This window comes from Mesorhizobium dulcispinae, assembly GCF_033977345.1.
Classification (GTDB): Bacteria; Pseudomonadota; Alphaproteobacteria; order Rhizobiales; family Rhizobiaceae; genus Mesorhizobium; species Mesorhizobium dulcispinae.
The window spans coordinates 259,552-282,298 of sequence record NZ_JAVIIY010000001.1 but is presented as its reverse complement, the minus strand read 5'-3'; the positions used below and the strand labels follow the sequence as shown (position 1 = coordinate 282,298).

General features: G+C 64.9%; 24 protein-coding genes. 7 read left to right on the top strand and 17 right to left on the bottom strand.

Annotation, left to right across the window (positions count from 1 at the left end; all coding sequences use genetic code 11):
* Positions 1–100 precede the first annotated feature (100 nt).
* Complete coding sequence (locus RFN30_RS01260; protein WP_320260324.1) at positions 101–604, bottom strand: glycosyltransferase; 504 nt, start codon at positions 602–604, stop codon at positions 101–103.
* A gap of 149 nt (positions 605–753) precedes the next feature.
* Here RFN30_RS01260 and RFN30_RS01255 point away from each other — a divergent pair, with 149 nt between their 5' ends.
* Both RFN30_RS01255 and rnhB read left to right on the top strand, forming a co-directional pair.
* Positions 754–1,908: a PA0069 family radical SAM protein gene (locus tag RFN30_RS01255; RefSeq protein WP_320260323.1), complete on the top strand. Its 1,155-nt coding sequence runs from the start codon at positions 754–756 to the stop codon at positions 1,906–1,908.
* A 212-nt stretch (positions 1,909–2,120) separates the two neighbouring features.
* Positions 2,121–2,819: a ribonuclease HII gene (rnhB, locus tag RFN30_RS01250; protein ID WP_320260322.1), complete on the top strand. Its 699-nt coding sequence runs from the start codon at positions 2,121–2,123 to the stop codon at positions 2,817–2,819.
* A gap of 223 nt (positions 2,820–3,042) precedes the next feature.
* Here the strand turns inward: rnhB and RFN30_RS01245 are convergent, their stop codons facing one another.
* From RFN30_RS01245 to RFN30_RS01215, 7 genes are all read right to left on the bottom strand, one after another.
* Positions 3,043–3,534 (bottom strand): F0F1 ATP synthase subunit B, encoded by a 492-nt coding sequence (locus RFN30_RS01245; protein WP_320260321.1) that lies wholly within the window; start codon positions 3,532–3,534, stop codon positions 3,043–3,045.
* Between the two features lie 10 nt (positions 3,535–3,544).
* On the bottom strand, positions 3,545–4,126 hold the full coding sequence (locus RFN30_RS01240; protein ID WP_320260320.1) for a F0F1 ATP synthase subunit B: 582 nt from the start codon (positions 4,124–4,126) through the stop codon (positions 3,545–3,547).
* Between the two features lie 61 nt (positions 4,127–4,187).
* On the bottom strand, positions 4,188–4,412 hold the full coding sequence (locus tag RFN30_RS01235) for a F0F1 ATP synthase subunit C (RefSeq protein ID WP_010914827.1): 225 nt from the start codon (positions 4,410–4,412) through the stop codon (positions 4,188–4,190).
* Between the two features lie 77 nt (positions 4,413–4,489).
* Positions 4,490–5,248: a F0F1 ATP synthase subunit A gene (locus RFN30_RS01230; RefSeq protein WP_320260319.1), complete on the bottom strand. Its 759-nt coding sequence runs from the start codon at positions 5,246–5,248 to the stop codon at positions 4,490–4,492.
* 66 nt (positions 5,249–5,314) lie between these two features.
* Positions 5,315–5,707: an AtpZ/AtpI family protein gene (locus RFN30_RS01225; RefSeq protein WP_192256603.1), complete on the bottom strand. Its 393-nt coding sequence runs from the start codon at positions 5,705–5,707 to the stop codon at positions 5,315–5,317.
* A 266-nt stretch (positions 5,708–5,973) separates the two neighbouring features.
* On the bottom strand, positions 5,974–7,155 hold the full coding sequence (locus RFN30_RS01220; protein WP_320260318.1) for a cell wall hydrolase: 1,182 nt from the start codon (positions 7,153–7,155) through the stop codon (positions 5,974–5,976).
* 167 nt (positions 7,156–7,322) lie between these two features.
* Positions 7,323–8,597: an MFS transporter gene (locus RFN30_RS01215; RefSeq protein WP_320260317.1), complete on the bottom strand. Its 1,275-nt coding sequence runs from the start codon at positions 8,595–8,597 to the stop codon at positions 7,323–7,325.
* Between the two features lie 116 nt (positions 8,598–8,713).
* Between RFN30_RS01215 and RFN30_RS01210 the strand changes: the two genes are divergently transcribed.
* On the top strand, positions 8,714–9,631 hold the full coding sequence (locus RFN30_RS01210; RefSeq protein ID WP_320260316.1) for a LysR substrate-binding domain-containing protein: 918 nt from the start codon (positions 8,714–8,716) through the stop codon (positions 9,629–9,631).
* A 260-nt stretch (positions 9,632–9,891) separates the two neighbouring features.
* Here RFN30_RS01210 and der read toward each other — a convergent pair whose 3' ends face one another.
* Together der and RFN30_RS01200 are read right to left on the bottom strand one after the other, a co-directional pair.
* Positions 9,892–11,322 (bottom strand): ribosome biogenesis GTPase Der, encoded by a 1,431-nt coding sequence (gene der, locus RFN30_RS01205; RefSeq protein WP_320260315.1) that lies wholly within the window; start codon positions 11,320–11,322, stop codon positions 9,892–9,894.
* 6 nt (positions 11,323–11,328) lie between these two features.
* Entirely contained in the window at positions 11,329–11,994 is a 666-nt protein-coding gene (locus tag RFN30_RS01200) for a tetratricopeptide repeat protein (protein WP_320260314.1), read from the bottom strand.
* A gap of 202 nt (positions 11,995–12,196) precedes the next feature.
* Between RFN30_RS01200 and RFN30_RS01195 the strand changes: the two genes are divergently transcribed.
* Positions 12,197–13,213, top strand: a complete 1,017-nt coding sequence (locus RFN30_RS01195; RefSeq protein ID WP_320260313.1) for a polysaccharide deacetylase family protein — start codon at positions 12,197–12,199, stop codon at positions 13,211–13,213.
* A gap of 28 nt (positions 13,214–13,241) precedes the next feature.
* Here the strand turns inward: RFN30_RS01195 and sbmA are convergent, their stop codons facing one another.
* The 3 genes from sbmA to RFN30_RS01180 all read right to left on the bottom strand — a co-directional run bounded on the left by sbmA (position 13,242) and on the right by RFN30_RS01180 (position 16,056).
* Positions 13,242–14,504 (bottom strand): peptide antibiotic transporter SbmA, encoded by a 1,263-nt coding sequence (sbmA, locus tag RFN30_RS01190; RefSeq protein ID WP_320260312.1) that lies wholly within the window; start codon positions 14,502–14,504, stop codon positions 13,242–13,244.
* A 122-nt stretch (positions 14,505–14,626) separates the two neighbouring features.
* The gene (locus tag RFN30_RS01185) at positions 14,627–15,787 is read right to left on the bottom strand and encodes a YbfB/YjiJ family MFS transporter (protein WP_320260311.1); all 1,161 of its coding nucleotides are present in this window, start codon (positions 15,785–15,787) and stop codon (positions 14,627–14,629) included.
* 71 nt (positions 15,788–15,858) lie between these two features.
* Positions 15,859–16,056, bottom strand: coding sequence for a hypothetical protein (locus tag RFN30_RS01180; protein WP_320260310.1), 198 nt, complete (start codon positions 16,054–16,056; stop codon positions 15,859–15,861).
* Between the two features lie 97 nt (positions 16,057–16,153).
* Between RFN30_RS01180 and RFN30_RS01175 the strand changes: the two genes are divergently transcribed.
* From RFN30_RS01175 to RFN30_RS01165, 3 genes are all read left to right on the top strand, one after another.
* Positions 16,154–17,068, top strand: a complete 915-nt coding sequence (locus RFN30_RS01175; RefSeq protein ID WP_320260309.1) for a LysR substrate-binding domain-containing protein — start codon at positions 16,154–16,156, stop codon at positions 17,066–17,068.
* An 85-nt stretch (positions 17,069–17,153) separates the two neighbouring features.
* Complete coding sequence (locus tag RFN30_RS01170; protein ID WP_320260308.1) at positions 17,154–18,410, top strand: aminopeptidase; 1,257 nt, start codon at positions 17,154–17,156, stop codon at positions 18,408–18,410.
* A gap of 10 nt (positions 18,411–18,420) precedes the next feature.
* Positions 18,421–18,774, top strand: a complete 354-nt coding sequence (locus RFN30_RS01165; protein WP_320260307.1) for a DUF488 domain-containing protein — start codon at positions 18,421–18,423, stop codon at positions 18,772–18,774.
* A gap of 244 nt (positions 18,775–19,018) precedes the next feature.
* On the opposite strand, the gene RFN30_RS01160 is transcribed toward RFN30_RS01165, so the two are convergent.
* From RFN30_RS01160 to RFN30_RS01145, 4 genes are all read right to left on the bottom strand, one after another.
* Positions 19,019–19,366 (bottom strand): ArsC family reductase, encoded by a 348-nt coding sequence (locus RFN30_RS01160; protein WP_320260306.1) that lies wholly within the window; start codon positions 19,364–19,366, stop codon positions 19,019–19,021.
* Between the two features lie 250 nt (positions 19,367–19,616).
* On the bottom strand, positions 19,617–19,970 hold the full coding sequence (locus RFN30_RS01155) for a SnoaL-like domain-containing protein (protein ID WP_320260305.1): 354 nt from the start codon (positions 19,968–19,970) through the stop codon (positions 19,617–19,619).
* A gap of 241 nt (positions 19,971–20,211) precedes the next feature.
* The gene (locus tag RFN30_RS01150) at positions 20,212–21,189 is read right to left on the bottom strand and encodes a 2-dehydropantoate 2-reductase (protein WP_320260304.1); all 978 of its coding nucleotides are present in this window, start codon (positions 21,187–21,189) and stop codon (positions 20,212–20,214) included.
* On the bottom strand, positions 21,189–22,718 hold the full coding sequence (locus RFN30_RS01145) for an acyl--CoA ligase (RefSeq protein ID WP_320260303.1): 1,530 nt from the start codon (positions 22,716–22,718) through the stop codon (positions 21,189–21,191). Before RFN30_RS01145 ends, RFN30_RS01150 begins: the two co-directional genes overlap by 1 nt.
* Between the last annotated feature and the right edge of the window lie 29 nt (positions 22,719–22,747).

Genomic DNA, 22,747 nt, shown 5'->3' with positions numbered 1-22,747 from the left:
ATTGTCCCGCATGGAAGGATGCTAACGTCGCCCTAGATTTTGTGCAATGCACAATAAAGCGATGGCTGAAATTTACCGCCCTGCTGTTGCGACGCCGGCGTCACTTCGGGGGCGCCACCCAGATTTCGGCATTCAGCCTTCTGGTGGCCAGGCCGCGCGCCAGGGCTTCGGCGCTGCGCGCGCTTTTCGCCAGAGCCGCGGCCTGGCGCTTGCTGATGACGAGGCCTTCTGCCAGCGCGCGGTTGCCCGAAAAGACGCGAGCCAGGAAAGGTGCACGATGGCCGCGGGCGCGTGAAAAGCGCGCGGGCATTGTCTGCCTTGCCGTGTGGGCGGCGACCTCCTCGATCCAGCCTTCGGCGAGCCGCGCGCCGGGCTCAAGCAGCAGCAGCCAGTCGCCCTTGGCCTGGCCGATGCCGGCCGCAATGCCGCCGGACACATAGTGGCAGCCGGCATGCTCGGCGACGCGATGCGTCTGGTCGGTCGAGCCTGCGTCGCAGACGATGACGTCGCGCACCACGCCTTCCACCGCGCCGCCGATCAGCGAGGCGAGCGTGCGGGCAAGGCCCTCTTCGTCGTTGCGGGTTTCGATGAGAACGCTGAGCATTTTTAGCCGAATAGCGGAAAGCGCGGCGCTGCGCCAGTTGCGCGTCCCAAGCGAAAAAGTTCTTGATTTGTTCTCATCGGCAAAATAGGAATAGTTTCATGAACAGAGCGATTCGACAGCCTGCCGACAGTCCCTGGGAGAGGGCGAAAATGGAACAGATCGTCCGCGCCGACATTGCCGCCTTCGGAGCAGGCAGAGCCGAGATAGCCAATGCCATGATCGAACAGAGCGGCATGCGCGTCCGCCCCGACCGCAACCGCGGACGCTCCGCCGGCATCAATCCGTCCGGCCGCTTCGAGCCGGTCAGCCGGCATGTGTTCGACGACGGCTGGAACTCCCTGGAGGAACTGCCGCCCTTCAAGACCGAGGTGCAGGTCGAGAAGCCGCGCACCATCATCACCCGCAACGAATCGCCGGACATTTCCTTCGACCGTTCGATCAACCCCTATCGCGGCTGCGAGCATGGCTGCGTCTACTGCTTCGCCAGGCCGACGCATGCCTTCATGGGCCTGTCGCCGGGGCTCGATTTCGAATCGAAGCTGTTCGCCAAGCCGGATGCGGCGCGGATGCTGGACAGGGAATTGTCGAAGCCCGGCTACCAGCCGCGCACCATCGCCATCGGCACCAACACCGACCCCTACCAGCCGATCGAGAAGCAGTACCGGATCATGCGCGAGATCCTGGAGGTGCTGGAGGCGCGCGGCCATCCGGTCGGTATCGTCACCAAGTCGGCGCTGGTGACGCGCGACATCGACATCCTGTCGCGCATGGCCGAACGCGGTCTTGCCAAGGTGGCGCTGTCGGTAACGACGCTCGACCGCATGCTGGCGCGGACGATGGAGCCGCGCGCCTCGACGCCGACGAAGCGGCTGGAGGCGATAAGGCAGATTTCGGACGCCGGCATCCCGGCCTCGGTGATGGTGGCGCCGATCGTCCCGGGCCTCACCGATCCGGAGCTGGAGCGCATCCTCGATTCGGCGCGAGCCGCAGGCGCCAGGGAAGCGGGCTATGTCGTGCTGCGGCTGCCGCTCGAGGTGGCGCCGATCTTCAAGGACTGGCTCTTGCGGCATTATCCGGACCGCTACCGGCATGTGATGTCGCTGATCCGCTCGATGCGCGACGGCAAGGATTACGATTCGGAATGGGGCAAGCGCATGAAGGGCGCCGGTCCCTATGCCTGGCAGATCGGTCGCCGCTTCGAGATCGCCGCCAAGCGGCTCGGCCTCAACGCCGAGCGTCGGCAGCTTCGAACCGATCAATTCGTCGCCGGCTCCGGCGCCGGCGAGCAGTTGATGCTGCTGTGATGACGGCACCGGCCACGGAGGCCGGCGACCCGCCAAGTGTTTGTTTTTAAGCAATTCCGGGCGGAGAACCGCGGCGAACTTTTCCTGGAATTGCTCAAGAATCCCGTCCGGCCCAGTCCCCCGGCCGTGAGACGGTGCCCTCCCGGTCCGACGCCCCATCCGACCCGGAGGGACTTGCGGAGAATCGGAGCCGATGCGAACCTCGCCGCACCATGGCTCGCGCGCGTTCCGATTCTCCGCTTCTCTTTGAAATGGTCGAGAAGCCCGACTTCTCCATTGAGGCGAAAGCGATGGCCGACGGGCTTTGGCCGGTGGCGGGCATGGACGAGGCAGGCCGAGGGCCGCTCGCCGGTCCGGTGGTGGCGGCGGCCGTGGTGCTGAACCCAGCCAACATTCCCGAAGGCCTCGACGATTCCAAGCGCCTCACCCATCTGCAGCGCGAGGCGCTGTTCCTGAAAATCCTGGGCTCGGCGCTCAGTGTGTCGATGGCGTCGATCAGCGCCGAAGGCATCGACAACAGCAACATTCTGAAAGCCAGCCTGGAAGCGATGCGCCGCGCCGCCGCCGGCCTGTCGCTGCAGCCGAAACTGGCTTTGGCCGACGGCCGCGACGTGCCGCCGGGGCTGACCTGCGAGGGCCGCGCGCTGATCAAGGGCGACCAGCGCTCGCAATCGATCGCCGCCGCCTCGATCGTCGCCAAGGTGATGCGCGACCGCATGATGTGCGGCTGCGGCGGCCATCACGAGCACTACGGCTTCGAGGTGCATATGGGCTATGCGACGGTTCGGCACCGGACCGCGATCGAAGCGCATGGGCCGGTGGCACGATTGCACCGCGCCTCGTTTGCGCCGTTCCGGTTGGGTGGCGCAGAGGTCGTCGAGGAAGAGGAAAGCCTGATCGGGCTGGAGTAGCACAATCTCCCCCCTCGAGGGGGAGATGGCCGGCAGGCAGAGGGGGTCGCCTCGCGTGAAGCGCCGGCATTTTCGGCGACAGCAAGCAACGTCGGCGCTCTACGCGAGACGACCCTCTGTCGCCTTCGGCGACATCTCCCCCTCGAGGGAGAGATTATTCTCCAAACAAAAAAAGCCGCCGGGTTGCCCAAGCGGCTTTTTGATTCTGTAACTGCGAAACCCGTCAGTTCAGCTTGGTCTTCAGGTCCTGCAGCGCGGACTTGAACAGGTCCGCGCCGGCCTTGGCGTCGACCTTGGCGGCCAGCAGCGCGCGGGCAGCCTCGACGGCGATGTCGACGGCGCTGGCACGCACCTCGCCGATCGCTTCGCGCTCGGCCTGGCTGATCTTCTGCTCGGCAAGCGCCGTGCGCCGGGCGACATAATCCTCGGTCTTCTTGTGCGCCTCGGAGGCAAGCAGTTCGGCCTCGCGCTTGGCGGCGGCGACAATGTCGGCTGCCTCCTTCTCGGCTTCCTTGCGCTTCTGCTGGTACTGGCCGAGCAGCTGCTGGGCCTCTTCGCGCAGGCGACGTGCTTCCTCGAGCTCGCTGCTGATCTTGGCCGCGCGGGCGTCGAGCGACTTGGCGAGCATGCCCGGCACCTTCAGATAGATGACGGCGCCGAGGAAGATGATCAGGGCAATGGTTGCCCAGAGCGTCGCAAGTGATGTGGCGTCCATGATGCCCTCCTCACCGGGTCGCGGATTTGACCGCGGCCGAGATCTCGGCCTTGTCGGTCTTGCCGCCGACCAGCGCCTCGACGATGGCCGACGTGGTGTCCTCGGCGATCGTGCCGACTTCCTTCATCGCCTTGGCCTTGATCGAAGCGATGCTCGCCTCGGCCTCGCCGAGCTTCTTCTCGAGTTCCGCCTCGAGCTTCTTGCGCGTGCTTTCGGCTTCGCTCTTGGCGGCGTCGCTCGCCTGCTGGCCGATCTTGTTGGCGTTGGCCTTTGCTTCCGCCAGTTCCTGCTCGTAAGCGGCAACGGCAGCATCGGCCTCGCCCTTCAGCCTCGCGGCATGGTCGAGATCCTGGCTGATGCGATCGTTGCGGACATCGATGATACCGCCGACGCGCGGCATCACAACCCGCTTCAGGAACAGATAGAAGAGCCCGAAGGTGATGACCAGCCACAGGATCTGCGACGGGAAGGTCTCGGCATTGAACGGCGGGAACGTGCCATGCTCCTCGGCAGGCACGGCGGTGCCCGCATGCGTCTCGCCTTCGGCCGCGGCCGGCGCGGTTTCTTGCGCAAAGGCAGATGTCACGAACATCTCATTCCCCTGTCCATAGAGCGGGGCCGCACCATGCGGCCCCATGCATCAGCCCTTGCTCTTACTTGAAGACCAGGAGCAGAGCGATCAGGAGCGAGAAGATGCCCAGAGCTTCGGTCACGGCGAAGCCGAAGATCAGGCGGCCGAACTGGCCGTCAGCAGCCGACGGGTTGCGGAGCGCGCCCGAGAGGTAGCTGCCGAAGATGTTGCCGAGGCCGATGCCCGCGCCGCCCATGCCGAGGCAGGCGATACCAGCGCCGATAGCAGCTGCTGCATTTACTTCCATGTCAAACTCCTGTGGTTTTCGGTAATCGTTGCGGTTGGTACGTTGGTAAGCTGGCGCCGGGGCGCCGGTGAAATCGATCAGTGGCTCGGGTGCAGAGCGTCGTTCAGATACATGCAGGTCAGTACCGCGAAGACGTAGGCCTGCAGGAAGGCGACCAGCAGTTCCAGCGCCGTCAAGGCGACCGCCATGGCGAGCGGCAGGACCGAGCCGGCGACGCCGACGGCGCCCAGCGCGCTGAGGCTGACGACGAAGCCCGAAAACACTTTCAGCGTGATGTGGCCGGCCAGCATGTTGGCGAAAAGACGAACCGAGAGGCTGACGGGACGCGAGACGAAGGAAATGATCTCGATCGCCACCACCAGCGGCAGAAGATAGCCGGGCACGCCATGCGGCACGAACAGCTTGAGGAAGCCAAGGCCGTGCTTGGCGAAGCCGTAGACGAGGACGGTGCCGATGACCAACGCGGCCAGCGTGAAGGTGACGATGATGTGGCTGGTGACGGTGAAGAAATAGGGGAACAGGCCGATCAAGTTGGCGACCAGCACGAACATGAACAGCGAGAACACCAGTGGGAAGAACTGCATGCCCTGCTTGCCCGCCGCGTCGCGCAGCATGTTGCCGACGAACTCGTAGGCCATTTCCGACACCGACTGCAGGCGGCCCGGGATGAGGGCACGGCTGGCGGTGCTCATGTAGAGGAAAGCAGAAGCGACGATGATCGTCACAACCATGAACAGGGCGGAGTTGGTGAAGGAGACGTCGTAGCCGCCGATGTGAATCGGGATGATCGGATGGATCTGGAACTGGTGGATCGGATCGACCTTGTCAGCAGCCACTTTTTATCCCCGTCAAAGCCGCAAACGGCTTCTTAAGTTCGCTTTCGCGCCTTTCGGCGCCTCACTTCATTCTTTCGGTTCGGGCGGCTTGCCGCCCTGGCCGAACTGCGGTGCAAGTCCCGCCGAACGCAGGACATTGAGTATACCGGCGCCAAAGCCCAGCAGCAGACCGACGATCAGACCCCATGGCGCGGTTCCCGCCAAGCGGTCGATGATCCAGCCCAGGCCGACACCGACCACCACCCCGGCGATGAACTCGCTGGACAGCTTCAGGGCCTGACCGTAGCCGGTCGCAGCGTTCGCTTCGTCTTTCCCCTCGAGCCGGTCCGTGCGTCTTGTCGCAAGCGATGCTTCAAGCTCGCGCCGGCGGCGCTCAAGTTCGTCGTCGCGGATGGTGGCTTCTGGCTGCCTGCCGCGGCCGGTTTCTCCGGTTCCGTCTGGCCCTTTTTTATCGGCCATCGCAACCCCCCTGCCCGGGCAGACGATCACCGTCCGTCCGCTTCTAAAGTCGCCGGCAACATAGTTAGAGGGTCCGCGCCCGTCAAGCCACGGGCCGAACTTCAAGGCGATGTATTTTCCTGTTTTAAATCAATGATTTATTCGGGTGCGACATCGTGCCCGTCACGCCCGCGCGAAGACTCGGCGCGAATCCGCGCGGCAAGCCGCGCCGATCGGCGCGCGCGGCGGGCCGCGCAGAATGCCGCCGGAGGCCTCGCTCGAGCGGCTCAGCTCCAGCCGCCACCATAGGTGCGATAGAAGATATGCAGGCCGATCCTGGTCATGCGCTGCATGGCGCGCGCCCAGCCTGGGTGGACGTAGTTGGCGTAGTAATGCGTGGAGGATCCGACCTCGGGGATGAAGATCTTGCCGGCGGTCACCGCCATGGCGACATCCTGGGCGGTCTTGTAGGCGACGGGATCGTTGATGCGCTTCTTCCTGCCGTCGCAAGCGAAGGAGAACTGGCAGCGGTTGAACCAGTTGTCGTTCTGGTAGACGACACCGCAGATCGTCTTCGGATAGGCGGGGTTGCGGACGCGGTTGAGAATCACCTGTGCCACCGCGGCCTGGCCACGCACCGGCTCGCTGCGCGCCTCGAAATAGATGCCCTTGGCGAGGCATTCCTGTTCCGGCTTGGAGAAGACGGCCGCCGGCAGCGGGTTCTGCATCCATGCGTGGTCGCCCTTGCCCATCGGTGGGATGAAGCGGCCGTCATTCGGATCGTCCTGCAGCAGCGCCTCGAAGGGCGAGGCCTTGGCATAGTCCGGCGCCGACTGGGCATAGGCGGTGGCAAGGATATCGGGCTTGTCGTTGTTGACGAGGGCGACGAGGGCCGCCGGCAAATCAGGATCGGGCTTCTTGTCCTCGCGGATGTGGAAGGCCTGGGCGATCTGGACTTCCTTGCCCTTGATGCCGGGCTTGGCGAAGGTCAGCTTCAGGCCGCTGTCCATCGCCGGGCGGAGCAGCGAGGAGGTGCGCTCGAAGATCGAGCCGGCGCTGAAGTTCTTGGGCGGCGCAACGGGCGAGACCTGGACAAGGCGGCCCTTCTTGTCGGCGCGCACGACGCGGTCCTCGTCGGGGGTCGCGCCGGCAACATTGCCCTTGCCGCGCAACGCCACCGTGCCGACGCCAGGCAGGTCCACGCCGGAGCCGGAAATCGAGCCGGTGGCGGCGGAATCGACGAATGGCATCTCGGCGGCGTGCACCGAGCCGGCCACGGATTTTTCGACATAGGCGTTCCAGCGATGGCTGGGCGATTCCAGACCAGAGACAAGGCTTGCCATGTCCTGATAGGCGACGACGGACGGCGAGCCGACCCAGAAGCCGAGCCCCAGAACCAAAGGAGGAAGGAAGGAACGTTTATTCGCAACGGCGGCGGCGACGAGCCGCTTTAAAACGCGTCGATGCACGGAACTCTCCAGAAACGCTACTGACCCCGGAGAGCCACAATGAAGCATTAACCTTGATGGGGGGTTAACGACATCGATCGTGTTTTTTTCATGTTGGAGGCAAGCCGGCTTCCGACTGCTGGGGAAAGCCGGCCAGGAATCAGGCTGGGTTAATCAGGCTGGGACAATCAGGCTGCGCGCAGAAAGATCGGCCATGCAATCGCCGCGCAGATCGCCGCCGCCAGCCAGACGCCCGGCCATGCGAAGAAAAGCAAAAGCCAGGGAATGGCGATCGGCACTAGGCAGAAGCCGACGAAGACAAGGGTGTTGGCGAGGCTGAGCGCGGTGCCGACATGGCCGGCGCCGGCAAGCGTCGCAAGCTCGGTATAGGCGACGCCATGCCAGGCCGAAACGGAGATGCCGGCCACGACCACCATGACGGGCAGGAGCGGCATCAGCGCCGGCTGCGCGGACGCCGCGATCACCAGCAGCCACAGGACCAGGAAGGCCAGCGCGCTGAGCGCGCTGCAGAATTTCAAGAACGGCCGGCGGTTGCCATGGCGGTCGGTGAAGCGGCCGCTCCAGACGCGCATCGCCATGGCGCCGGTCTGCACGGCGGCGAGGCTGGCGCTGGTCACCCACGTGCCGATGCCGGCGAAGTCGTGCAGGAAGACGGAGGCGAAAGTGAGCACCGCCACCTGCGGGAAGCAGAGCAAACCGATAGCCGTCGAGATGCGCCAGACCTCGATGTTGCGCAGCGGCGCCGGACCGCTTGCCGCAGCAGCGACGTGGGCGTCGCCTTGCGTCGGCGGCTCGTGCAGCCAGCGCCAGGCGAAGAAAGCCGAGAGCGCGGAGAGAGCCGCAAGCAGGCCGAAGACGGCGATAAAGCCGAAGCCCAAGGCGAGCGAAGGCAGGACCATGGCGCCGAGCCCGCCGCCAAGCGGCACGGCCGTCTGCCTTATGCTCATGGCAAAGCCGCGCTCGCCTTCGCCGAACCAGCCCATGATGGCGCGGCCGCTGGAGCCGTTGACGCTGCCGCCGAGCAGGCCGGCGACGAGCAGGCTTGCCGACAGCAGCGTGACGCCTGGAACGGCCGTTTTCGTCGGCACGACGAGGATTGCCATGACGAGAAGCCATGCCGCCGTGGCACCGAGCCCGGTCAGCAGCACGCGGCGGTCGCCCCAGCGGTCGGTGAGCACGCCCCAGGGCAGCTCGCTGAGCGCCACGCCGAGGCCGAGAAGGCCGAGCGCCAGTCCAAGCGAGGCATTGTCGAGCTGATAGCCCTGGCGCATCACCACAGCGGTTGCCGGAATGCCGGAGAAGGTGGCGGAGAAGCCGGCATTGGCGGCGACGCCGATGCCCAGCACCTTCCAGCGATGGTTGGATCCAAAGCTCCGGCCGGCCGAGGCGGCGGCGCCTCGCCCAGAGGGCCGGCATTCATTGCGGGTGACGATGGCTGACATGATTCCATTCCCGTGACAGCCGGCTGGCGGCCTTGACGGGACGGATGTAGCGCCATAGCTTCATTCATAAAATCAGGAAGTTTTTGATCGATAATCCTGAAAATAGGGACGATATTATGCGACGCGTCACGTTCGACCTCGACGTCCTCAGGACCTTCGTCACTGGCATGGAACTGGGCAGCTTCGCCAAGGCGGCTGAAAGGCTCGGCCGCTCGACCTCCGCCGTCAGCGCGCAGCTCAAGAAGCTCGAGGAACAGGCGGCGACGCCGATCTTCCGCAAGGCCGGCCGCGGCCTGGCGCTGACCGAAGCCGGCGAGACGATGCTCGGCTATGCGCGGCGCCTGATCGAGCTCAATGACGAGGCAGCCTCCGCCATCCGCGACGTCGAGCTGGAAGGCTGGGTGCGGCTCGGCCTGCAGGAGGATTTCGGCGAAGCCGTGCTGCCCGAGGTGCTCGGCCGCTTCGCTCGGGCCCATCCCAAGGTTCGGATCGAAGCGCGGATCGGGCGCAGCCATGAGCTTGCCGAACGTATCCTTTCAGGCAGCCTCGACATCGCGCTCGCCTGGCACGACGGCACGACGCTGCCATACAGCCGGCATGTCGCTGACGTGCAGGCGCGCTGGATCGGCCCGGCGAAACCGATGGAGGCTGGCCACAATGGTGAAGCGCTGCCGCTGGTGGTGTTCGAGGCGCCTTGCCTGCTGCGCACCGTGGCGACCGAGACGCTCGACCGCGCAGGCCTCGCCTGGCGCATGGCGTTCTCCAGCCCCAGCCTCGGCGGCATCTGGGCGGCGGTCGCTGCCGGCCTCGGGCTGACGATCCGCACCGATATCGGCCTGCCCGCGAGCGTCAGGGCGCTCGCGCCCGGTGTGCTCGGACTCCCTCTCCTGCCGAAGATGGCGCTGCATCTGCATCAGAAGGATGCCGAGCTCGATCCGGTCGCGGCGCGGCTGGCTGACATATTGCTGCAGGCGGCGATGGAGACGCTGCCGGATGGAGCGCAAACCGGTGAAGGGTTGCGAGAGGTGGCTTAGCTTTTTCGGACAAGCAGCGCCGCGGATCGGAGCCTCCAGCGTCGCGTTCCGTCACACCCCCCTCTGTCCTGCCGGACATCTCCCCCGCAAGGGGGGAGATTGGATTTCGCGACTGCTTTCGCCAATCTCCAACATTGCAAGAAAAGCGCCAAGAACGAGGCTGCTGATCTCCCCCCTTGCGGGGGAGATGCCCGGCAGGGCAGAGGGGGGTGCTGTCCCGCCAGCGTTGCGAGGATTTTACCCGCGACGGAGGATAAACGTCACCGCTTCTTCGCCCTGCCCGCGAAGGGATTGTCCGAGGTGCGCAGCGCCATGCGGATCGGCACACCAGGCATGTCGAAGGCCTCGCGCAGGCTGTTCGACAGATAGCGGACATAGGATTGCGGCATCACGTCCGGACGCGAGCACGAGACGACGAAGCCCGGCGGGCGGGTCTTGGCCTGGGTGACGTATTTGATCTTCAGCCGGCGGCCGGCGACGGCTGGCGGCGGATGATGCGCGAGGATCCCTTCCAGCCAGCGATTGAGCTTGCCGGTGGAGACGCGGCTGTTCCAGACCTTGTGCGTCTTGATGACGGCATCCATCAGCCGGTCGAGGCCGCGTCCGGTCTCGGCCGAGACCGTCACCGCCTGGATGCCGCGCACCTGCGGCAGCAGCCGCTCGGTCTTCTCGCGCAGCTCGGCCAGAAGCTCCTGCGGATTGTCGATCAGGTCCCATTTGTTGAAGGCGATCACCGGCGCGCGGCCCTCACGGATGATCAGGTCGGCGATCTGCAGATCCTGCTTCTCGAAGGGGATGGTGGCGTCGAACACGATGATGACGATCTCGGCGAAGCGGATGGCGCGCAGGCCGTCCTGCACCGAGAGCTTTTCCAGCTTCTCCTGGACCTTCGACTTGCGCCGCATGCCGGCCGTGTCGAACAGCTTCATCCGGCGGCCGCGCCAGTCCCAGTCGACCGAGATCGAATCGCGGGTGATGCCGGCTTCCGGCCCGGTCAGCAGCCGCTCCTCGCCGATCAGCGCGTTGATCAGCGTCGACTTGCCGGCATTGGGGCGGCCGACGACGGCGATGCGCAGCGGCTTGGTGTCGTCATAGGCGGGCTCGGCGTCGGGGTCGGCGATGTCTTCGCCGATCAGCACCTCGCTCACCGCGATCTCGTCGCTGGGGCTTTCCTCGTCCTCGCCGAAGGCGCGTTCCTCGCCGAGCGCCGCGATCACCGCATCGCGCAGATCGGGCATGCCCTGGCCGTGCTCGGCCGAAACAGGGATCGGCTCGCCGAGGCCGAGTTCCCAGGCTTCCAGCATGCCGCCTTGCGCGCCGCGCGCCTCGGCCTTGTTGGCGACCACCACAACCGGCTTGCCGGATTTGCGCACCACCTCGGCGAAGGTCCGGTCGTCGGGCATCAGGCCGGATTTGGCGTCGACGGTGAAGAAGATCAGGTCGGCCTCGCGGATGGCGATCTCGGTCTGCTGGCGCATGCGGCCGGGCAGCGAGGAAGCCGCCGCATCCTCGAAGCCGGCGGTGTCGATGACATCGAAGTGAAGGTCGTAAAGCTTGGCGGCGTGGACGCGGCGGTCGCGCGTCACGCCCGGCGTGTCGTCGACAAGCGCCAGCTTCTTTCCCACCAGCCGATTGAAAAGAGTCGATTTGCCGACGTTAGGCCGGCCGATGATGGCGACTTTGAAGCTCATCCAAGATCACGACGCGTTGCCCGACCCACGGATCAGTTCGGCCATCAACTGGGCCCGCTGGCGCGCATTGCGCGGGGCGCCGTCATCCGAAGCGATCTGGTCGAACAGTTTCAGCGCATCCGCCGACTTGCCTTCCTTCCAGGCCGCAAGGCCGAGCGCCTCGCGCGCCGAGCTGCGCAGCGGGTTGGTGTCGGCGGTGAGCGCCTCGACCCGGCTGGAGACATCGGCAAACGAGCCGTAGTCGACCAAGAGCAGCGCCGCCCGCAGCCGCGCCATATCACGGATGCCGGCGGGAATGGCGCTGTCGGCGGCGACCGCGTCGAAATCCTTGACGGCGGCGTCGACATCGCCCTTGTCGGCCTTGACGGTCGCGGCGCGCATGCGGGCGAGCAGCGGATAGGCGCCATAGCCATCCTTTTCCAGCTGATCGAGGGCGGCGATCGCCTCGTCGTTCTTGCCGTCATTGGCAAGCTTGAGCGCAGCTGAGAAGGCATCGCCCGACCGGTTGGCGCGGGTCTCGTCCCAATAGCGGTAGCCGACGACGGCGGCCGTCGCCACTACGATCAGGATCGCGGCGCCGAGCACGATCGGACCAAAACGGTCCCACAGCGCATGCGCCTGCTCGCGACGAATCTCTTCGTTCACTTCGCGGATAAAACTGTCGTCCGACATCAATCAAAAACCATTGCGGCCCCGGAACGGGGCGCTTCTTGAGCCCCGCGTTTTAGCGAAATTTTGTCGGCATGGAAGGGGGATCACCGGAAAATCGGCGGGACAAGCCAGGACGGCTTCAGGCGGCCCGCAACGCACCGATGCCACAATTGGGCAATAGCCGGCTTTTCAATCGTCCGAAAGATCGCCCCGAAGGTTGCCAGTGCCACATCCGTTCCGCGTCCTTGCGCTCAGTCTCGCCTCGCTTGCCGGCTCGGCGGCCTCGGCTTTCGCCGATCCGCCCAAATCGCCGGAGCCGATCCCGGCGAAGCCAAAGCAGATCGTGCTCATCTCCTTCGACAGCGCACGCGAGATCTCGCAGTGGCAACGCAGCCGCGCGCTGGCGAAGCGCACCGGTGCGCATTTCACCTATTTCCTGTCCTGCGTCTTCCTGCTGTCGCCGGAAACGCGCGCTGAGTACATCGCGCCCGGCAAAGGCGCCGGCAAATCGAATATCGGCTTTGCCGCCTCGAAACAGGAGGTGGCGGACCGGCTCGAACAGATCCGGCTCGCGGCCGCCGAAGGCCACGACATCGGCAGCCATGCCTGCGGCCATTTCGACGGCAAGGACTGGAGCAAGACCGACTGGTTGGCCGAGTTCGGCGCATTCCGGCACATCCTCGAAAATGCCTATGCGATCAACAGCGTTTCGCCGGAGCCACCCGGCTGGCGCGATTTCGCGCGCCATGCCGTGATCGGCTTTCGCGCGCCGTATCTTTCGACCGACAAGGCGCTTTACGAAGCCCTGCCGGAAGCCGGTTTCCAGTATGACGCGAGCGGCGTCTCGAACGGCCCTGCCCTGCCTCCGACGAAGAACGGCACCACCCGCTTTGCGCTGCCGCAGATTCCGGAAGGGCCGAAATCGAAGCCGGTGGTCGCTATGGACTACAACCTCTATGTCCGCCATTCCGGCGGCTACGAGATGCCGGCCAAGGCGGACGAGTTCGCCGACCGCGCCTACCAGGCGTTCCGCGGCGCCTTCGATGCGCAATACAACGGCAAGCGCCTTCCGCTGGAGCTCGGCTTCCATTTCACGCAGATGAACGGCGGCACCTACTGGAACGCGCTGGAGCGCTTTGCCGGCGAGGTTTGCGTCATGCAGCAGGTCGAATGCATCAGCTTGCGCGACTATGTCGAGCGGCCACGAGCCGGCGACAGGCAGGCGATGGCGGGCGGCTGAGCCGCCGCCCACACCCACCCAATATTGATCAGGCCGGATCCGCCTCCTGCGCCTGGCGCTCAACGAAGCGCTGGTCGATGTCCGGCAGCGGCTCGCCCTTGATCGTGGCTTCGAAAGCACGCAGGCGCTTATGGACCGATAGAAGCTCGACAATCGTCGACCAGGAATTGACCAGATATTGGAAGGAACTCGTCACCTGCGAGAAGGCGGAACTGATCTGGTTGATCAGACCCAGCGTCAACGTACCGGCTATCAGCGAAGGTACCATCAGGAAGTAAGGGAAGACGGTATTGAGCTGCAAATAAAGGTAGCGGACCACATTGAAATAGACGTAGTGGAAATAGAGCCGGAAGTAATTGTGGCGAACATTGGCGAACAGCTCGGCGGTGGTCAACGGCTGGGCCCGGTCGGCATGGTCCTCGCCATAGACAAGCTCCTTGCGATAGGCGGCTTCGACCCGCTGATTGCGGAACTGCAGGCCAGGAAGCTTTATACCCGCGGCGGCAATGCACACGGTGCCGAAGATCGCCCAGAAGATCGCAGCCAGAACAAGCGGCTGCGGAACCTGACCGACGAATGGTAGCACCGTGATATGCTTGGAATAGCCGAGCAAAATCGGCATGAAGGCGATCAGCGTCATTATCGAATCGACGAAGCTCGTGCCGAGGTCTTCCATGATCCGGGAGAACCGCATCGTGTCTTCCTGCACGCGCTGGGCGGCGCCCTCGATCTGGCGCAATCTAGGCCAATGCGACATGTAGTAATGGTTCATTGCGGTGCGCCAACGAAACACCCAGTGGCTGACAAAGAAGTTCGTCAAAACCAGCACGGTAACGGCCACAAGAGCGATACCGAGGAACGTTATTATTTGCGCGTAAACATCACTTTCCGTGGCCTTCACGCTTTTGCTGACGATGCCCTGAATAAGGTCCCAGAACGGCCCGTACCAGGCATTGATCGCGACACTGACCTGTACCTGAAAATAGGTTGTGAACAGGATCAGCGAACTGCCGAGGATCGACCAGCGAGTCCACGGATGTGGGGAATACAGTTGCCAGAAGGCGTAAAACGCCAGCACGCCTAGAGCAAAGTAGATGTAGAACCAGAGGAAAGGAGACGACCAGAACACTGACACGCCGATGATGGGCGGTGCCTCCGCGGCAGCGGGAGGCAATCCTATCAGAGCGCCAATCTGCTCGCCGCCCAGAAACCACACGGCCACCATGACCGCGCTCCATAGAACCGCCGAGGTGAAGAAGAGCTTCGGCTGCGGGAAGAAGGATACGAACACTGTGACGGGTTTCCTCGGTCTGACCGCAAATCAGCGGCGTTGCTGTTCGGCGGGCATAAGGTCACACATTAGTGGGAAAGAAAATGCCCTGCCCTGCGCCCAGCACCGAGCAAGACCACAAATCATGGCGATTTTGGCGCAGCCGACCAGGCGATGACGCCGGAGAGCAGCAAGGCCACGGCGGCCATGAGCGAGGCGATCACGTAATTGCCAGACGCCTGCGCGAGCAGGCCGGCGGCGATCGGGCCGATGATCTGGCCGAGGCCGAAGGCGGCCGTCATCACCGCGAAGATGCGGCGCGGCGCCAGCGGTGCAAGCTGCCTTGCCGCTTGCAAGCCGAGCGCGGTGATGGCGATGAAGGTGCCGCCGAGAAGCACGCCGGCGAGAAGCGGCCCGGTGAAACCGTTGACGACGACGCTGGCGGTGACGCCGACCACCTCGACCAGGCAGCTCACAGCGTAAGCGGGATGGAGACCGATCCGGCCGGCGAGTTTTTGCCAGAACCAGGTCGACGGGAATCCGGCAAGGCCGGCGACCATCCAGACCGAGGCCTCGAAGACACGCCCGCCGCCGCCTTGGCGAACGATGGCGACCAGGAAAGTGGCCGTCACCACATAGCCGAAGCCGAACAGTCCGTAGGCCAGAATCATTTTCGCCAGCGACCTGTCCTTCGGCAGCGCCGGTTCAGGCCCATCGACGCCGTTGGCCGGCGTGGCGGAGCCCGCGAGCTGCGCGACGATGAGCAGGCCGACCGCCGAAAGCGCTCCCGACCAAAGCCAACCAGCAGCCCAGCCGGCACGGTCGGTGACGAGAATGGCGAGCAGCGCCGAAGAGACCGCAATGCCCAGACCGACACCGCCGAAATGCAGCGCCTGCAGGTCGCCGCGGCCGGCCTCGGCGAGATGGCTGAAGACGATCGACGACATGAATACCATGACGAAAGCGCTGGCCAGCCCTGCAAGGAAGCGGATGACGAGGAAAGCGGCCATCGTTTCGTTCAGCCCCATGAGCCCCGCGAGCACGGCGCTGGCGGCAAGGCTGGCGAACATCAGCAGGCGCTCGCGGCCATGTGCCCAGCCGCCGGCTGCGGCGAGCGCGCCGATGAGATAGCCGAGATAGTTGGCCGATGCGATCCAGCCGGCGTCGGCCGGCGTCAGGTGCAACTCCTCCATCATGCCGGGCAAGATCGGCGTGTAGACGAAACGGCCGATGCCCATGGCGACGGCGAGCGCCGTCATGCCGGCAATGGCGAGGCGCAAGGGAGATGGCGAAGCGGGGTTCATTGCAGCGCAACATAAGTGTGTGCGCAGGCGAAACAATGCGCTTCTGTTGGGCCAGTTTGGTCAGGCCGCCTTCAGTGGCAGGCCGTCTCGTAAGCCGTGCGGCGCGCCGTCAGCCGGAACGGCATGTCGCCGAGCTCGCGCTCCGACATGGTGTCGAGCACCGGATGCGACAGCGGGTCGACGATCCAGCGCGCGATCTCGCTGTCATCCGGCCGAACCTTTGTCGGCTCGGCGCCGGAAAGCCCCTTCAGCAAAGATAAAATCTTCATCCGGATTGCCTCCAAGGTCTGGCTCGCCTCGCTAAAATCCGCCTTTCCACGCCAGGTTTCAATTGAGATTTCGGCCCCGCGAGTTTAGAAAAACTGAATGGCTATGCTCAATCGCGTCCATCTCAACGGTCTGCGCGCCGTCGAAACCGTAGCCCGGCTGGGCTCGCTCGCCGCCGCGGCCGCCGAGCTCAACGTCTCGGTCAGCGCCGTCAGCCAGCAGGTCAAACGCACGGAGAAGCAGCTTGCCCAGGCGCTGTTCGAGCGCACGCCGGGCGGGCTGGTGCCGACGGAATTCGGCATCGTCTTCACGGCCCGGCTCAGCGCCGGCTTCCGCGAGCTCGCGCAAGCGGTGGCGCTGGCCGACGAGGCGAGCGAATGCACGCTGGTGGTGTCGGTGGCGCCGGCCTTCGCCTCGAAATGGCTGCTGCCCAGGCTGTCGCGGCATTTCGCCCGCCACCCCAACGTTCTGCTGCGGATCGACGCTTCCGCCCGGATCGCCGACCTCGATCGGTCCGACATCGACATCGCCATCCGGCTGGGCGACGGCAAATGGCCGGGCGGCCGGGCGGAACTGCTGCTGGCGCAAGAGGTGTTTCCCGTCTGCGCGCCCTCGATCGCGGCCAGGCTGAAGTCGATCGAGGACCTGGCGCAGACCTGTGCCATCACCGACGAGCGGGCGATGATCAGTTGGGACAGTTGGTTCGAGGCGGCAGGCGTCGAGCCCGTCACCTTCCTCAAGGGAGCACGCTTCACCGATCCGATGCTTTGCCTGGAATCGGCGATCGCCGGCCACGGCGTGATGCTTGCCTGGCAGCTGCTGACCGCCGACGCGCTGGCCGACGGCCGGCTGGTCGCGCCCTTCGGCGTGCGGGCTGAGAGCGGGCTCGGCTATTGGCTGGTGACGTCGGAGACGAAGACCGAAAGCCGCAAGGTACGGGACTTCAAAGTCTGGATCCGCGAAGAGATCGAAGCAACCATGGCGCAATTCCGGGCCTTCGACAGCGCCGCCTGAAAACAGGCCCAGTCGATCGCGGTGGAAAGGCCAGCCGCAGCGGTCTATGTAAGGACCGGACTCCAACATAATGGCAGGCAGGATCATGACCACACATTCGCGCGGCGTCTCGGCAACAATCGACCCGGTGAAGCTCGACAGGCTGGCCGAGGTCGCGGTCAAGGTCGGGTTGCAGCTGCAGCCCGGACAGGATCTGGTGCTGACCTCGTCGATCGCGGCGCTGCCGCTGACCAGGCGCATCGTCGAGCACGCCTATAAGGCAGGCGCCGGGCTGGTGACGCCGATCTTCAACGACGACGAGATCACGCTGGCGCGCTTCCGCTACGGCGCCGACTCCGGTTTCGACCGCGCCGCCGGCTGGCTCTATGAAGGCATGGCGAAGGCCTTCGCCAACAATGCCGCGCGGCTCGCCGTGCGTGGCGAGGACCCGTCGCTGCTGTCCGCGCAGGACCCGGCCAAGGTGGCGCGCGCCAACAAGGCGAACTCGATGGCCTACAGGCCGGCGCTGGAGAAGATCACCGGCTTCGACATCAACTGGAACATCGTCGCCTATCCCGATCTCGCCTGGGCAAAGCAGGTGTTCCCGGGCGAGCCTGACGATGTCGCGGTGGTGAAGCTGGCGGATGCCATCTTCTCGGCCTCGCGCGTCGACGTCGAGGATCCGATCGGCAACTGGAAGGCGCATAACGCCGCCCTGGCCGAGCGCACCAAATGGCTGAACGGCCACAATTTTCATGCGCTGCATTTCACCGGGCCGGGCACCGACCTGACCGTCGGGCTTGCCGAGGGCCACGAGTGGATGGGCGGCGCCTCGACGGCCAAGAACGGCGTCACCTGCAACCCGAACATCCCGACCGAGGAAGTCTTCACCACGCCGCATGCCTGGCGTGTCGAAGGGCACGTGTCCTCGACCAAGCCGCTCTCCTACCAGGGCACGCTGATCGACCAGATCTCGGTGCGCTTCGAGGGCGGGCGGATCGTCGAGGCCAAGGCCGCGAAGGGCGAGGACGTGCTGAAGAAGGTGCTCGACACCGACGACGGCGCGCGCCGCCTCGGCGAAGTGGCGCTGGTGCCGCACTCCTCACCGATCTCGAAGAGCGGGCTGTTGTTCTTCAACACGCTGTTCGACGAGAACGCCGCCTGCCACATCGCGCTCGGCCAGTGCTATTCGAAGTGCTTCATCAACGGCGCTTCGCTCAGCCCGGACGAGATCGCGCAGCGCGGCGGCAACAAGAGTTTCATCCACATCGACTGGATGATCGGTTCGGACAAGATCGACATCGACGGTGTGGCCAAGGACGGCAGCCGCGTGCCGGTCATGCGCAAGGGCGAGTGGGCCTGAGAGGGCCGCGATGGCCTTCGACATAGCAGTGAAGCGTGTTTATGAGGCGCCGGCGAAAGCCGACGGCCAGCGCGTGCTGGTCGACCGCATCTGGCCGCGCGGTATTGCCAAGAAGGATGCCGCGCTGGCGCTGTGGCTGAAGGACATCGCGCCGAGCGACGAGTTGCGCAAATGGTTCGGGCATGAGCCTGAGCGCTGGGCGGAGTTCCAGAAGCGGTATCGGGCGGAGCTCGACGCAAACAGAGAGGCGGTAGCGCAACTGCAAGGGCTGCTGCGCGAGGGAAAAGTGACGCTGCTCTACGGCGCGCATGACGAGGCGCATAACAACGCGGTGGCGTTGGCGGGGTATTTGCGGGAAGCGTGAAGGGTTCGCGCAACGCTCGCGATTTGCGAAAGCCGAGGTGACGTCCGATCTCCCCCCTTGCGGGGGAGATGCCCGGCAGGCAGAGGGGGGTGCTGTCCCTCCGACATCTCAATCAATCCCTGCAGCACGCTGATGAAGGTTGGCGTTGGGACAGATCGACCAACGTCGCGTTCCTTCGCACCCCCCTCTGGCCTGCCGGCCATCTCCCCCGCAAGGGGGGAGATGGCAGCGTCGCCGTCCCGCCCTACCTCACCGCCTCCTCGTAAATCTCCGGCTTGAACCCAACCAGAACCCGCTCGCCGACCTCCAGCACTGGGCGCTTGATCATTGTCGGCTTGGCGAACATCAGCTTCTTGGCCTTCTTCTCGTCGAGCGCTTGCTTGTCCGCCTCCGGCAGCTCACGAAAAGTCGTGCTGCCCTTGTTGAGCAGCTTTTCCCAGCCGACCTTGCCAACCCAGCTGTTCAGCCTGCCCGCCTCGATCCCTTCAGCCCGGTAATCATGGAAGCGATACGGCACGTCGTGGCTCTCCAGCCAGACGCGCGCCTTCTTGATCGTGTCGCAGGTGGTGATGCCGTACATGGTGATCGTCAAGGCAGTCCTCGGGCAGATGGAATTGCGAATCCGGCCGAACCCTAGAGCATGATGCCGAAAAGTGCGAAGCGGTTTTCGGGCGACATCATGCTCTCTCTTCGATTTAGAGCCTGCCCTGCCCGCTTTGCCAGCGGGACTATGTGAAGACGATCCGACGCTCTCCATGGCGACCGGAATACCATCCTGGCCGCCATGTCTGATTTACAAATCATGCAGCGAAAGAAGCGGAACGCCACAGGGCCGATCGGCCTCAATAATAGAAGCGCTCTTCGCTGATCTTGCCGTTCTTGACTGTGTAGAGGCCAACCTCGTCCATGGTGACGCGTTCGCCGGTAGATTTGGGCGTCACGTCAAAGGTGAAGCGCAGCGCGAATTGGTCGCCATTGACATACGGGCCCTCGACCGAGCCGCCGTGAACCTCATGGTTCGCTTCCCACCATTCGCCCTTCTGCTTCACGGCTTCCTTGCCATTGCAGACGGCCATCGGCCCTTCCATCGCTTCGTAGCTGACGATGTCGTCGGCATTGTATTTCGCGGCAGCGCTATGGCTGTCGCCCCGCTTGAGGAGTTCGGTGAAATCCTTGGCAATTTCGGCAGTGGTCATGATTTCCTCCCGTTCTGGACGCCTTTTCAAGTAGGGTACCGCCTGGCGGCCGGCTACCGCCGGCCTTGCTGGTAGCTGATACTCCGTGTCAGGATGTTCGCGGCGAAATCAAACTCTTGCTGCCTATACAACTGCACTCGTTCGGCCGAGGAACGCACCCTCAAATTTTCGCTAGAACAAAACATGAACAAACAGGAGAGTCAAGTGCAGGCGAAGGTCGGCGACTTTTACGAATGGGGCGTCAATAGCACCCCCGCTCGATCGCCAGGCGGCGCACCAGAGCCAACACGCTGTCGATGGTCGGCGTCGGCTGGCTGGTCAGGCGGCCGAGCTCCTGCACGGCGCCCACCAGCGCGTCGATCTCCATCGGGCGGCCGCGTTCGAGATCCTGCAGCATCGAGGTCTTGTGCTCGCCGACATCGCCGGCGCCCTTGATGCGCCTATCGACGGCAACAGGAAAACGCACGCCAAGGCTTTCGCCAATCGCCTGCGCTTCCAGCATCATGGCGCGGGCAAGCGCGCGCGTGCCTTCGTCGGCGACGATTGCCGCGAGCGTGCTGCCGGTCAGCGCCGAGATCGGGTTGAAGGAAAGATTGCCCCAGAGCTTCACCCAGATTTCCGAGCGTATGTCCTCGCGGACCGGCGCCTGCAGCCCGGCCTTGACCATTTCGCGGGCGAGTGCTGCGACACGCTCGCTCTTCTCACCGGAAGGCTCGCCGAGCGAAAAACGCGTGCCCTCGACATGGCGGATCAGACCTGGCGCATCGACCTCGACGGCGGGATAGACGACGGAGCCGATGACGCGCTCGGGCCCGATGCGCTGCCAGATCATGCCGCCGGGATCGACCGCGTTCAGTCGCGTGCCTTCGAGCGCGCCGCCGGCCTTGTAGAAATACCACCAGGGCACGCCGTTCTGCATGGTGACGACGGCGGTCCCCTCGCCCAAGAGCGGCGCGACCTTGTCGAGCGCAGGCGCCAGCGAATGCGCTTTCAGCGCCAGCACGACATAGTCCTGAACGCCGAGCTCTTCGGCTCGCGCTGCTGCCCTTACACGCGCGATCGTCTCCTTGCCATCCTCGATAAGGCGCAGGCCATTCGCCTTGATCGCTTCGAGATGCGCGCCGCGCGCCACGATCGACAGATCGACACGGCCGGCGATCGCCAGCTTGGCGGCGAGGTAGCCGCCGATGGCGCCGGCGCCGAAGACTGTAACGCGCATCAGCCGAGACCGAGTTTCGCGGCAAGGCCGATGCGCTGCAACTTGCCGGTGGCGCCCTTCGGGATCTCGTCCAGGATCACCACCTTGCGCGGCACCTTGAAGTCGGCGAGCCGGGTCGACGCAAAGCCGCGAATGTCGGCCTCGCTGGCGCTCTGGCCTTCGCGCAGCACGATCGCGGCCGCGACCTCCTCGCCGAGCTTGTCATGCGGCATGGCGAAGGTGACCACCTGCGCCACCGCCGGATGGTCCATCAGCACGCCGTCGACCTCGAGCGGCGATATCTTCTCGCCGCCGCGGTTGATGATCTCTTTCAGCCGGCCGGTGACGAGCAGGTAGTTGTCCTCGTCGAGCACGCCCTGGTCGCCGGTATGGAACCAGCCATGGGCGAAGGCGCTGGCATTGGCGTCCGGGTTCTTCTCATAGCCGGCGGTGACGTTCGGGCCGCGAATGACGATCTCGCCGATCTCGCCTGCCTTGAGCAGCTGTCCGTCCGGCGCCATCACGGCCACTTCCGGCCCGGCCGACGCGCCGACGCTGCCTGGCTTGCGCAGCCCGGGCGGCAGGCGGTTGGACGCCATCTGATGCGCGGCTTCGGTCATGCCATAGGATTCGATCACCGGGCAGCCGAAGGTGGATTCCAGCTCCGCCATCACCTGCGCCGGCAACGAGGCCGAGGACGAGCGGATGAAGCGCAAGTTTGCTTCGGCGAGCTGCTCGGGATTGCGCGCGGCACGCGGCAGGATTGCCTGATGCATGGTGGGCACCGCCGTGTACCAGCTCGGCCGTGCCTCGGAGAGCCACTGGAAGAAGCGCAGCGCATTGAAGCCAGGTGTGCAGAAGACGCTGCCGCCGGCGGCAAGCGAGGACAGCACCGCCGCGATCAGCCCGTGGATGTGGAACAGCGGCATGATGTTGAGGCAGCGGTCGGCTGGTGTCAGGCCTAGCGTCGCGCCGATATGCGCGGCCGAAGCGGCAAGGTTGGCGTGGCTGAGCGGCACCAGTTTCGGACGCGAGGTGGTGCCTGAGGTGTGCAGAAGGAGCGCGGTGTCGCCGTCCTCGGCCAGTCCGGACGCGACCGACAGCCCAACCGGGTCACCCTCGATCGTGAAGACGCCGGCCGGCGCGCCCTCCGGCACGACCAGGCGCAGCACAGGGATGCCAAGGCGTTCGGCGACCTCGACAGAGGGACCTGCCTCGTGCTTGCCGACGAGGATCGCCCTGACGCCGATATCGCTCAGATAAAAATCGAGCTCGTCGGCGCGATAGGCCGGATTGAGCGGCGCGGTGGAGGCAGCCGCAGCCACGGCGATGAAGGCTGTCGCCATTTCCGGGCCATTCGGCAGCACGATGGCGACGCGGTCGCCACGGCCAATACCGAGCGCGTTGAGCCGGGCTGTTGTCTCGCCGATCAGCCGGCGCAGCCCGCCATGCGAGAGAGCGGTCCGGTCGGGGGCAGCAATGGCCGGTGCATCTTCGGCACCGGGTGCGAGGCGATGGACAAGATCGGTGGCGTTTTCGCTGTTTGTCATGGTTCCAGACTATGTTTCGAACGATCGGC